This is a genomic window from Virgibacillus sp. W0181, assembly GCF_051846915.1.
GTDB lineage: Bacteria > Bacillota > Bacilli > Bacillales > Amphibacillaceae > JBPYCR01.
This window is the reverse complement of record NZ_JBPYCR010000009.1, coordinates 1-13128: the sequence shown is the minus strand read 5'-3', so window position 1 is coordinate 13128 and position 13128 is coordinate 1. Positions and strand designations below refer to the sequence as shown.

General features: G+C 39.7%; 10 protein-coding genes. All 10 read left to right on the top strand.

The genetic code is table 11. The features are described 5' to 3' along the window. The first annotated feature begins 134 nt into the window (after positions 1–134). Positions 135–590, top strand: coding sequence for a YaiI/YqxD family protein (locus ACLIBG_RS05585; protein ID WP_439311770.1), 456 nt, complete (start codon positions 135–137; stop codon positions 588–590). A 90-nt stretch (positions 591–680) separates the two neighbouring features. Continuing rightward, positions 681–1106 (top strand): DUF1801 domain-containing protein, encoded by a 426-nt coding sequence (locus ACLIBG_RS05580; protein ID WP_439311769.1) that lies wholly within the window; start codon positions 681–683, stop codon positions 1104–1106. Between the two features lie 422 nt (positions 1107–1528). Then, entirely contained in the window at positions 1529–3421 is a 1893-nt protein-coding gene (locus tag ACLIBG_RS05575; protein ID WP_439311768.1) for a glutamate synthase-related protein, read from the top strand. A gap of 368 nt (positions 3422–3789) precedes the next feature. Further along, positions 3790–5118, top strand: a complete 1329-nt coding sequence (locus tag ACLIBG_RS05570; protein ID WP_439311767.1) for a CoA-disulfide reductase — start codon at positions 3790–3792, stop codon at positions 5116–5118. Between the two features lie 141 nt (positions 5119–5259). Then, on the top strand, positions 5260–5994 hold the full coding sequence (locus ACLIBG_RS05565; RefSeq protein ID WP_439311766.1) for a potassium channel family protein: 735 nt from the start codon (positions 5260–5262) through the stop codon (positions 5992–5994). 191 nt (positions 5995–6185) lie between these two features. Beyond that, complete coding sequence (locus ACLIBG_RS05560; RefSeq protein WP_439311765.1) at positions 6186–8258, top strand: catalase; 2073 nt, start codon at positions 6186–6188, stop codon at positions 8256–8258. A gap of 418 nt (positions 8259–8676) precedes the next feature. Beyond that, positions 8677–9978, top strand: a complete 1302-nt coding sequence (locus tag ACLIBG_RS05555; RefSeq protein WP_439311764.1) for a homoserine dehydrogenase — start codon at positions 8677–8679, stop codon at positions 9976–9978. 2 nt (positions 9979–9980) lie between these two features. Then, the gene (thrC, locus tag ACLIBG_RS05550; RefSeq protein ID WP_439311763.1) at positions 9981–11045 is read left to right on the top strand and encodes a threonine synthase; all 1065 of its coding nucleotides are present in this window, start codon (positions 9981–9983) and stop codon (positions 11043–11045) included. Next, positions 11042–11947: a homoserine kinase gene (thrB, locus tag ACLIBG_RS05545; RefSeq protein WP_439311762.1), complete on the top strand. Its 906-nt coding sequence runs from the start codon at positions 11042–11044 to the stop codon at positions 11945–11947. The genes thrC and thrB overlap by 4 nt, the downstream gene beginning before the upstream one ends. A 232-nt stretch (positions 11948–12179) precedes the next feature. Next, positions 12180–13128 (top strand): IS110 family transposase (locus ACLIBG_RS05540; RefSeq protein ID WP_439311761.1); only part of this gene is annotated, 949 nt, incomplete at its 3' end.

The window sequence follows — 13128 nt, the reverse complement described above, 5'->3', positions numbered from 1 at the left end:
TATTACTACTGTAATATAATATACGTGATGAATTTAAAAAATAAACATAAAGATGGGTATCGGTTATTGGAACGATATTTACGTGACAACTAAAATTAAAAACATCATACAAAAATAAAAAAGGGGTGATATCCTTGAAAATATTCGTTGATGCGGATGCCTGTCCTGTGACAGAAAGTATTATTACCGTTGCCGAACAGGAAAACCTTCCTGTAACCCTTGTTAAAAATTTCGCCCATTTTTCCGATAAAGATCAACCGGCACATGTGGAAACAATCTATGTAGATAAAGGCTCCGATATAGCTGACTTTCGTATTATCCAACTTGCTAAAAAAGGCGACCTTGTCATCACCCAAGATTATGGCCTAGCATCACTCTGTTTAGGAAAGGGTTGCATCCCTATCCATCATAAAGGTTTTATCTACACACATGAAAACATTGACCGACTGCTCATGTCCCGCCACATGAGTGCCAAGGCCCGAAAAAGCGGACAGCGAACGAAAGGTCCGAAAGCTTTTACTGAGGAAGATGAACAAAAGTTTTGCCAGCTGCTTCGGAAAACGATTGCCCAGATGAAATCAGATAAATAGGAACGTGAATAAGTTGTATTTGAAGGGCAGACGACATTACGCCAGACCTGCAACAACATAGGCTTCTGCCAAAATGAAGGAGGAATTTTAATGTATGAGCTAAAAACGAAAGAGAATGATAACAGCGTTATTGAATTTATTGAACAGGTGGAAAGTCCAAGAAAACGAGAAGATGCCTATAAGTTGCTTGATATTTTTACGGAAACGACCGGGTATAAAGCGAAAATGTGGGGGCCTAGCATTATTGGGTTCGGATCTTATCACTATAAATACGCTTCCGGACATGAAGGCGATGCACCGCTTGTTGGATTTTCTCCGCGCAAAGCAAAGATCAGCTTATATTTTGCAACTGGGGATACAGTGCGGGAAGATTTGTTAAAGGAATTTGGCAAGCATACGACGGGAAAAGCTTGTGTGTATATTAATAAAATGGCAGATATCGACGTAGACGTTTTGAAAAAGTTAATTGAGCATTCTGTCGCTTTCCTTAGAAGAACATATCCAGAAAATAATTAAGCAGTTTTGCTACAAGCAATTCCTTGCTTGAGTGACACACTAGGGGCTGTAGCGACCACATCATCAGCTCCTCTGATCGTTACAAACGTATTAAGCACATATACTCTTAATGCCTATCTGGATGCAATTCGTTAGCTGTATCTACTAATAAGGTAGATTAATAGAATATGGCTAGCATTACCAAGCTTAGCTCTGTGGGCCATTTTTACTCCGGTTAAAATCTTTTCTATGCTTCTCCCCCTCTCCACCTATTATATAAAATACATGGATCAAATAAATCTCATTCTATAATCCTTCATCAAATATTGTTCCATCGCTGACAAATTACTCGCCTCTTTTCTTGTAATTACGAAAGTATACCATTTCATAATTAAATAGCGATCATCTAACTCATGCCTATAAGGCATTAATGTTATGCTTTTTTGGCATATAAGGTAATTTTTGTCGAAATTGATGTTATCATTGATTTTGAGGTGATTAAACTGTCAATTTTTATGTCTATTTTTGAACTACTACCGTTAGTACTATTTTACGGATTTATAATTTTATTAGTTTATTTGTTTATTAAGGATAAGTATCAGAATCAGCACTCGATATTAAAGACACATCCTGTCTTGGGGCGGCTCCGGTACATATTCGAAATGATTGGGCCTGAATTTCGTCAATACTGGTTTTTGAATGATAAAGAAGGAAAGCCGATCGATCGTGATACACAAGAAACAATAGCGAAAGCCGGGAAATATGCAAATACCGTGATTGGATTTGGCTCAAAAAAAGATTTTACCAAAACGAGCTTTTACCTATCCAACTCAATGTTTCCGTTAAACGTCGATGAACTTCACGTTAATAACGATTCACGCATTCAATCATATACATATAAAATCTTGAACGAATCCGTAACAAACAGAAAAGAAAAACGAAACCAGACAGCATTGAAACCCTGGTATTTAACAAAAGAAAATGAAGTAATAATCGGACAAGAAAGAGAGAAGCCTTTCCACGTGAAAGGATTAATCGGAATTTCAGCTATGAGTTATGGTGCACTATCGAAAAGCGCGGTCAAAGCGATGGCTCAAGGTGTTGCCATCAGTGGCGGAAGCTTTATGAATACTGGTGAAGGTGGTATTTCACCCTATCACCTATCGCGTGTATACGAAGTAATCGACCAAGAGCAACACCTGTTTGACCATTTAAGCGAAAAAATCGTCCATTATCTTATCGAACATCCTAACAGTTCCCATTTCGACTTGGAAAGCCGTTTCGGTAAGGGGGTTATGTTTCACGTTGAGCAGCTAGTTCAGCAAGGGGTATTAAAAGAAAAGACAGCAAATTTAATATTCCAGATCGGTTCTGGATTATTTGGCGCAAGAAAAAATGAAACTTATTGTGAAGAAACATTTTTGGAAAACGCCATGAAACCTCAAGTAAAAGCGATTGAATTAAAGCTCGCACAAGGAGCAAAAGTACGGGGCGGTAAATTACCAAAAGAAAAAATTACGCCGGAAATCGCCAAAATAAGAGGTATCGAAATGGGGAAAGATGTAGAAAGCCCTAACCGTTTCCCGTTATTTTCTGATATGGACGGTTTATTCGAATGGGTTAATCACTGGCAGGATATTACCGGTAAACCTGTTGGGATTAAAGTCGTTGCAGGAGATAGCCATTCCTTTGAAACGTTAGCCTCCTATATACAAAAAACGGAGCAAGCACCCGATTTTATTTCTATTGATGGTGCAGAAGGTGGAACCGGCGCAACATATCAAGAAATGGCAGACGGACTAGGATTGCCAATCTATTCAGGTATTCAAATTCTAGATCAAACATTAAAAAATTACGGTGTACGTAATCAAGTTAAAATTATCGCTTCAGGAATGTTGGCAACAGCTGATAAAATGGCCGTCGCTTTATCTCTTGGAGCTGACCTGATTTATGTCGCAAGAGCTGCGATGAATACCGTTGGCTGTATAAATGCCGGAAAATGCCATACAAATCTTTGCCCGGTTGGCATTACTTCCCACTTGCCTCACTTGGAAGCAGGCGTTGTCGTGCAAGAAAAAAGATTTCGAACAGCAAATTACTTGCGGACAATGAGGGAAGGTCTATTTATGCTTGGCGCATCCTGTGGAATTGATTCACCTTCGAAATTCAACAAAGATCATTTGGCATTAAGAGAACCAAACAATCACGTAAGCAAATTAGAGGAACTTTCTGAAGTCGATTATCCACTCCCGTTAAAACGTAAACAAACTGAACACCATGATGTAATACCCGAGCGTGAACAACAAGAACGGGAAAAAGAGCTAATTGGGAGCTAAATGATTACCTATGTAAATTCTACATAAACGAATAATAGCCTCTCAATACTTTGTTGAACAGATGAATTAATGTATAATTATTTGTACATTGTACGATTATAATAAAAGCGCAAGCGCCCTGGTCAGCCCCGACAAGCTTAAGCAAGAAATCGTAGTGGCGGTTTTTGCCACGAAGAGTTATTGCTTAAGACCTCGAGGGGTTGGGCGCTTAAGCTAGACAGCTATGCACAAAATTTTATACTTTCTGACCTTATAAAAAATCAACAACACATATCTACTTCAAGCATTCGAAAAGCCACCAGAAGATAAGCATTGCTTCTCTATGGTGGCTTTTTAAACACCCCATCAAAAAAGGAGCGTTTATTATCATGGAGTACGTTATCATTGGTGGCGTTGCAGCAGGAATGAGTGCCGCAATGCAAATAGTACGTTCGGATGATCAAGCAAATATCACTGTACTCGAGCAAGGAGAACACTATTCTTATGGTCAGTGCGGACTACCGTATGTCATCAGCGGCGTCGTTCCGTCCGTGGACGATGTCATTGCTCGAAGCGTAGAGACATTTCGCACCAAGTATGGAGTCGATGCAAAAATAAATACGGAAGTTAAAAAAATTGATCCTGAAAAGCAAATTGTTGAAGGTTATGATCGGGATAAGGAAGTAACTTTTACTGTTCCATATGACCGTTTATTAATTGCCACTGGCGCAAATCCAAAATTCCCCGATTGGAAAGGAAGCGACTTGCCCGGGGTCCACTTGTTAAAAACAATCCCGGATACAAATGCCATTCTGAAAGATCTGACACAAGAAATCAATGAAGTAGTCATTGTTGGCGGAGGATACATTGGGTTGGAAGCGGCCGAGAACTTTGCAGAGATTGGTAAAAATGTAACGATTATTCAACGCGGAGAACAATTGGCGAAGATATTTGATAAAGATATGGCAGAGCTTATCCATGAAAAGGCAAGAACAAAAGGGGTTCGAATCGTGCTGAATGAATCGGTAAAGGCATTTTCCGGCCATGAAACCGTTCAGGAAGTAATTACAGATAAAGGAAGGTACTCCGCCGATCTTGCGCTTGTTGCAATTGGCGTAGCACCGAATACAAACTTTCTATCAGATACGGGCATTCAAACCAACCGTAACGGGGCCGTTCTTGTAAACGCTTATATGGAAACAAACGTAAAAAACATCTATGCTGCCGGTGATTGTGCTACCCATTACCATATTGTAAAACAAATGAATGACTACGTCCCGCTTGGTACGACAGCAAATAAACACGGCGTAATTGCGGGCACAAATATGACAGGGACAAGAAAAGCATTCTCCGGAATTGTCGGAACATCCATTATTAAATTTTTTGATTTAACCGTTGGAAGAACGGGCCTGTCGGAAAAAGAGGCAAAAGCTCTGCAACTTTCCTATGATACGCAAACATATCAAGGAAAAGATATTGCCGGATATTACCCGGGACATACACCATTAACGATTAAGCTTGTCTACCAGCAACAAACGAAAGAGATTCTTGGGGGACAAATCATTGGAGGAAACGGTGTTGATAAACGAATCGACGTACTTGCTACCGCGCTTTACAATAAAATGACCGTTGACCAACTGCTTGATTTGGATTTATCATATGCTCCTCCCTATAATGGTGTTTGGGATCCGATACAACAAACGGCCAGACGGATATAATGTCTACCTTCAAGAACGACCGATGAACAACCGGCGATTCTTGAAGGTTTTTTCATATGAAAATTCTCGTCTTTTCTATCAAGACAAGCACTCGTATAAGTGATAAACTATTACTTATTCTCAATAGTGGGGAGCTTTCATATGAACACTCGAAACAGAACGAAAATAGCTTTAACCTACGAAATTATTCTTGTAGTTCTCGCTTTTATATCAGTTTTTTTATTGTTTTATGATAATAGCCGGTTTATTATCCTTGATAAAATCGTTTGGTTTTTATTTTTTGTTGATGTTGTTGTCCGCCTTCTCGTTGCGAAAGACAAATGGTTATATATACGAAAGAATCCATTCGATATAATAGCTGCCATACCGCTTGATGCTATATTTCAAACGGCGCGTATTGTGAGGTTGTTTCGGGTTATTCGTCTTTTAGCTGTTTCCAAAAATCTGCTGCCAAAATTTTTTCAGCTGTTGAAAACAAATAATTTGGATCGTGTGCTCATTGTAGCTACATTACTTGTAGTTGGCGGCGGTACGGTCGTTACTTTTACAGAACCGAACATTGACACATTTGCCGATGGATTATGGTGGGCCATCGTCACAACGACGACCGTCGGGTATGGAGACATTTCGCCCGATACGATCAGCGGTAGAATGGTGGCAGTGTTATTAATGATTGTCGGTATTGGAATGATCGGAATGCTGACAGGATCCATCACAACATTTTTTATAAAAGATGAAGCGCAAGAACACCCTACGATTTCTTATATTCATAAACAAGTACTGCGACTCGAACAATTAACACCAGAGGAAATCGATCATTTAATTGTTCTATTAAACCAATACAAACAAAAGGCAAAGCAAAAGGACTCGGAATAAGCATCCAACCATTCCAATAATTAGCTTAATTTGGCTGTTTCTGTAATTGTTTGTCCTTACCTTTTCCTTTATTATAATATCGTGAATATCCTTACAACTATTTACTATTTTCTTTATTAGGCACTAATCCTAGGCAGGACGCATAGATATAAAATGGGTCTCAAAATTTTGCTATAGGATAGGGTGATTACGTGGATAAAGATAAATCATCAAGACACCATAAGAGCGGGACTGATGATCGTAAACAAGAGCAATTGGATGCGTATAAAGAATCAAATACTGGTCCAGGCGAGAAAATGACGAGTGATTCGGGATACAAAATTTCCAATGATAGGTGGACATTAAGAGCTGGAAAACGCGGTCCACTATTATTACATGACATTCATTTTTACAGAAAACAATCCCATTTCAGCCGGGAACGTATTCCTGAAAAAGTCGTGCATGCAAGAGGTTTCGGAGTATATGGGGACTTTGAGTTGTATAAATCAATGAAAAAATATACAGTGGCTAAATTTTTACAAGAACCAGGCTCCAAGACACCTGTTTTTACACGTTTTTCCAATTTTATCGGAAGTAAAGGATCGAAGGATACCGCAGTAGATATACGTGGTTTTGCGGTCAAGTTTTATACAGAAGATGGCAATTACGATTCGTTGTCATTGCAATTTCCTGTCTTTATTCTTGCAGATGCCATGAAATTTGCAGATGTGACACATGCGGTTAAGCCAAATCCAATTACGGATATACCACAAGCCACTGTCGCTCACGATCGTTTTTGGGATTATGTAGTCAGTAATGAAGAATCAGCACATATGGTGATGTGGCTGATGTCCATGAGAGGTCGGCCTAGAAGCTGGCGTATGATGGAAGGGTGGCCAATCAATACGTTTCGTTTTATTAACGAACATGGCAAATCGACGTTTGTAAGATTTGTGTGGAAGCCTAAATTGGGTGTTCATTCTTTGTTACTTGATGAGGCAAATATTATAGGAGGAGTAGATCCGGACTTCCATCGCCGAGATATAACAGAAGCAATTGAAAAGGGTGCGTATCCTGAATATGAATTAGGTGTGCAGTTGATCGCTGAAGAGGATGAATTAAAGTATGATTTTGATATTTTAGATGATACAAAGCTCTGGCCAGAGGAACTAATCCCCGTTGAAATTATTGGGAAATTGACATTGAATCGACTCGTTGATAATTTCTTTGCTGAGGAAGAACAGTCATCATTTGATCCTGCTACTGATGTTCCGGGTATTGACTTTACAAATGATCCCGTTTTACAGGGTAGATCTTTTGCATATAGAGATACAGATTATCATCGACTTGGCACAGGTAATATTAATGAAATACCGGTCAACAAACCGATCGTAGAAACAAACTATAATCTGAGAGATAGCTATTCAAAATATCGAATTGATACCGATTATGTAACCTACCATAAAAATACATTAGCCGGGGATACTCCTGCAGAAACCCCTCCTGAAGAAGGCGGATATGATCACTATCCTCAAAAAGTAGAAGGACACATTACAAGAGAACGTCCAAGTGAATCTTTCTTCGACTTTTTTTCACAGGCGAGACTTTTTTGGAATAGTTTATCATCTGTAGAAAAACAAGACTTAGTGGATACATTTATCTATCACCTTGGATATGTAAAAAGTAAAAATATTAGACAAAAAAATGTAGAGATGTGGGTTAATGTTGATAAAGAGATGGCATGTATTATAGCAGATAATATTGGCGTAGATCGTCCAACAGGTACCAATGTTTCTGTGACAGAAAGCTCACCAGCAATCAGTCAGGCTAATACACCGCACTATGCCTATACGCAAAAAGTTGCCATGCTAATTGGCAATGGATTTAATGGCGAAGAAGTTAGAAACACATTAAATGTGCTACAACAGTATGGGGTATTTGTAGATATTATTAGCCAAAAACTAGGCACTGTAGTAGGGAATGATGGAACAAAAATAGAAGTCGAAGAAACTTTCCATACAAAATACCCTGTCTTATATGATTCCTTCTATGTTGTGGGAGGAAATGCTGAAAATCAAGCGAACTTTAACAATAGTATCATGGAGTTCATTCATGAAGCTTACAAACGTTATAAGCCAATAGGTGTTGCAACTACTGCGACTTCCTATATTGAAACAGCAGAAAACAATAATTTGGCTGGTGTCGTTTTTGCCGCAAACAATCCTGATTTTGGCAACGATTTTGTCACTGCTATCGCCAAACAACGCTTTTGGAACAGAACATAGCGCGGTAAATCTCATTCAACATTTCTTAATAGCAGTAAATTTCCCAAAAAATCAAGCTAAGTTCATAATAGGTCTAGTAAAACCCATTCTTCTATACTGGAATGGGTTTTACTTCTTTATATACACCCTTTCATTGTTCATTGAACGTCCAACGAATAATCATTATTTGTGCCTAATTCAAATCAAAAATTGTCGTTATATAACTTAAGCCGATTTTTATAGTATTTCCATACAATCATCGAGAATTCTTTTTTATAACTGCCAAATAAGTTTTAAACATACACGGCTCCTACATATTTCCATCCATTTTTTGAAGAAATTCATCAAATATGATTGCTATTCGACCGCTAAAAGGTTTATAATGTCTATGTATAGGAAGCAAATGTACTTATACAAAGGACAAAAAGAGGTGTTAATTGTGGAAAAAGAAGTATCTATCGGCTTATTAGGATTGGGAGTAGTAGGTTCGGGAGTAGCCCAACTGATTGAAAATTACCAAGATGACCTTAAACACCAACTTGGTTGTGGTGTGCGTGTCAAAAGTGTACTTGTTCGCAATTTGGAAAAGGCGCGCAGCTACGATATTGACCACTCTATTCTAACAACAAACTGTGATGATGTGTTAAATGATCCTGATATTAATGTCGTTGTAGAAGTTATGGGTGGAATTGAAGAAGCCCGCAAATATATATTACAAGCGTTTCAAGCAAAAAAACATGTCATTACAGCGAATAAAGATTTAATCGCATTGTATGGACCTGAGCTTGAAGCTGCTGCTAACGAAAATGAATGTGATTTATTTTATGAAGCAAGTGTCGGCGGTGGAATTCCATTGTTGCGCGGATTATCTGATGGCCTTGTATCGGACAGAATCCAGCAGGTGATGGGAATTGTCAACGGCACGACGAATTATATTTTAACGAAAATGGACGTGGACGGCACAAGTTACGAGGATGCGTTAAAAGAAGCACAGGAACTAGGCTTCGCTGAAGCAGACCCAACCGCTGATGTGGAAGGTCTCGATGCTGCGCGAAAAATGGTTATATTAGCACGTCTGTCATTCTTGACGAATGTTGAACTGGACGATGTGGAAGTAGAAGGCATTTCAAACTTATCACTAACCGATTTACAATACGGAAAGCAGCTTGACTATTCGATGAAGCTAATCGGCTTTGCCAACCGTACAAACGATCATCATATCGAAGTGAGCGTACAACCGACATTTCTATCAAATAAACATCCACTTGCCAGTGTGACAGACGAGTATAATGCTGTTTATATCAATGGCGAGGCCGTCGGAGAAACGATGTTCTATGGCCCGGGTGCAGGAAGTTTACCAACTGCAACAGCGGTTATGTCTGATGTCGTGGAAGCAATTAAAAATATGCGATTAGGCGTAAACGGGAAAAAATTTGTGAAGCCGCGCTTCCAAAAAGAATTAACCCCGATGGATCAGCGTTACAGCCAGTTTTATTTACGACTACATGTAAAAGATGAAGTCGGCGCTTTCGCACTCATTTCAGAGCTGTTTCATCAAATGGGTATTAGTTTTGAACGTATCTTACAAAAACCAAGTAATAAAGATGAATTGGCCGAAATCGTCGTTGTGACACACGAGACATCACTAGCTAAGTTCAAAGATTCATTAGCAAAATTGAGAGAACTCTATGTTGTAGAAAATGTAGAAAGCTTTTTCCGCGTTGAAGGAGATGCTAAATAATTATGAATTGGCAAGGTTTAATTAAACATTACAAAGACCTTTTACCCGTTACAGAGAATACACCAATGCTTACATTGCATGAAGGAAATACACCACTAATTCATTTCGCACATCTGTCCGAACAGCTTGGAATTGAATTATACGGAAAAGTGGAAGGAGCCAACCCTACCGGATCATTTAAAGACCGTGGGATGGTTATGGCCGTTGCTAAGGCGGCAGAAGATGGCAGCAAGTCCGTCATCTGTGCATCGACCGGAAATACTTCTGCCTCTGCAGCTGCCTATGCAGCAAAAGCAGGCATGCGGGCAATCGTTATTATTCCAAAAGGAAAAGTTGCCCTTGGAAAGCTCGCCCAAGCAATTATGTATGGCGCAGAAATTGTACAAATTGACGGGAACTTTGATGATGCACTGAAAATGGTGCAAAACATTAGTAAGACGTCACCGGTAACGCTTGTAAACTCAGTAAATCCACATCGGCTGGAAGGGCAAAAAACGGCCGCTTTTGAAGTGTGTGACCAATTGGGTGGAAAAGCACCGGATTATTTGGTTATTCCAGTAGGAAACGCCGGAAATATTAGTGCATACTGGAAAGGATTTAAGGAATACAACGACCAAAAACAAACAGGTCTACCAAAAATATACGGTTTTGAAGCGGAAGGTGCCGCTGCAATTGTCAATAACAAGGTGATTACAGAACCTGAAACAGTAGCAACCGCTATTCGGATCGGAAACCCTGCAAGCTGGCAACTGGCAACAAACGCTCGGGATGAATCCAACGGTTTGATTAAATCTGTTACGGACGAAGAAATCCTGCATGCATTCAAGCTCTTGGCACGTAAAGAAGGCGTCTTTGCAGAGCCCGGTTCTTGTGCCTCCATCGCAGGACTATTACAGCAAGTGAAGAAGGGAACAATAAAACCTGGAAGTAAGGTTGTTGCTGTCTTAACAGGGAACGGGCTTAAAGACCCGCAAACAGCAATGGACGAACTTGAAATAGATCCTGTCTCCTTGCCAAACGATGAAAAAGCTGTCACAGATTACATTGAAGGGTCTATGCGACAATGAGCCATTTTATGATATCAGTACCCGCGAGCTCTGCCAATATTGGCCCAGGTTTCGATTCAGCAGGGATCGCGGTCAGCCATTATTTAAAACTTCACGTCATTGAGCAGGAGTTTTTATGGGAGTTTCAGCATCAATCGCCAATTTTACCTCCGAACCCGATTGCTACGGAGCATTATATTTATCAAGTTGCGAAAAAAGTTGCTGATTGGTATGACAAGACCCTTCCTCCATGTAAAGTAATTGCAGAAAGTGAAATTCCATTAGCCCGCGGGCTTGGAAGCAGTGCTTCAGCAATTATTGCGGGAATTGAGCTTGCAAATCAGATGCTTGAACTGAATTTATCTACAGAGGAAAAACTTCAGTATGCGGTCGATATCGAAGGACACCCAGACAATGTCGCTCCCTGTCTGTTCGGGGGTTTTGTAATCACCGTAATGATTGGTGACGAAGTTAAATACAAAAAGCTCCCTGCAATTGATACGGATTTAGTTATTTATATACCTAACTATGAAGTGAAGACGGAAGATGCGAGGAAAGTGCTTCCTGAATCTTTCTCCATCAAGGATGCAACACGTGCCAGCGGAATCAGTAACTTAATGATTGCAGCCCTTATGTCAAAGGACTACGAACTGGCCGGCCAAATGATGGAAAAAGATATGTTCCATGAACAATACCGTGCAAAATTAATACCAGAGTATAATCAAATCAAACAAGCCGCCAGAGAAATGGGAGCTTACGGAACAGTCATTAGCGGATCAGGTCCAACAATGATTTCCTTCGTTCCAAAAGGAAAAGGCGATTTCATTGCAAAGCAAATGAAAGAAAACCATGCAACACTTGAAATAAAAGCATTGGCTCTCGATCAAGTTGGCTTGCAAGTGAAAAGCCTTGACGAAGCATGAAATGGAAATTCATTCAGAGCCTCTCCACCGCAGTAGTTTAGTTTGGAGTATAAAGTTGAATAAAATGGAGCATCAAACTCAATTGAGTTTGATGCTCTTTTTTGAAAAGGTCAGAAAGCATTCCTGTAATAAAGCAAAATGAGAGTTGAACAAAAAAATCCCCCTTGGTATGATACGAGGTGTCCGAAGCTGATCAGCAAAATGGACCCTTAAAAAACCAAGGAGGACTAACATGAATTATAAACAAAATGAAAAGATCTTACAACTAACAGATAAAACATTAATTATCGGAGTTGACATCGCTAAGAAAACTCATGTTGCACGTGCGCAGGATTTTCGTGGCGTTCAATTCGGAAAACCGTTATACCTTGAAAACTCAATGGAGGGTTTTCAAACGTTCACTCATTGGATGGATGAATTAACGGCCCAGCACAAAAAATCTAATGTTATTATCGGTATGGAGCCAACGGGCCATTACTGGCTGCCATTAGCCTACTGGCTAATGGAAAAGCGACTTAAAGTAGTCGTTGTAAACCCAGCACATGTTAAAAAGTCAAAAGAGTTGGATGATAATTCACCAACCAAAAATGATGTAAAAGATGCCAGAGTCATTTCACGCTTAATCCAAGATGGGCGCTACTCTGCCCCCGATCTACCAGAAGGGATCTATGCGGAACTCCGCGAAGGTATGAATATGTATGACCAATTAATGAAGGACCTTCAAGCAGTTCAAGGACGCGTTCACCAATGGATTGACAGATATTTCCCAGAATATACAACAGTCTTTGCAAAATGGGAAGGGCAATCATCGATACAAGTATTAAAAATGGGCATGTTTCCGGATGAAATCATGGGAACAGATGAAATGACAATACTTACAGAAATCCGTAAAAAGGTTAAAAGAGGAGTTGGACTGAAAAAGATCCGACAATTAAAAGAAGTTGCCCGTCATTCTATCGGTATCCGGGAAGGTAAAACCATGGCAAGGATGAAAATCAACACACTGATGGATCAGTACACCCTCCTTCAGGAAAAAATTAGTGATGTGTGGGAAATGATAGAAGGATTAACTAGCACCATTCCAGGTGTAAAGGAAATGACGGACATTAAGGGGATAGGCGATATCACGATAGCCGCATTCTTGGCAGAAGTAGGCAATTTAGCTAACTACTATCATCCGG

Excerpts from the sequence above, each read along its gene's own strand:
- thrB (WP_439311762.1), top strand. The coding sequence starts at position 11,042 with ATGAGCCATTTTATGATATCAGTACCCGCGAGCTCTGCCAATATTGGC.
- ACLIBG_RS05580 (WP_439311769.1), top strand. The coding sequence starts at position 681 with ATGTATGAGCTAAAAACGAAAGAGAATGATAACAGCGTTATTGAATTT.
- ACLIBG_RS05565 (WP_439311766.1), top strand. The coding sequence starts at position 5,260 with ATGAACACTCGAAACAGAACGAAAATAGCTTTAACCTACGAAATTATT.
- thrC (WP_439311763.1), top strand. The coding sequence starts at position 9,981 with ATGAATTGGCAAGGTTTAATTAAACATTACAAAGACCTTTTACCCGTT.
- ACLIBG_RS05570 (WP_439311767.1), top strand. The coding sequence starts at position 3,790 with ATGGAGTACGTTATCATTGGTGGCGTTGCAGCAGGAATGAGTGCCGCA.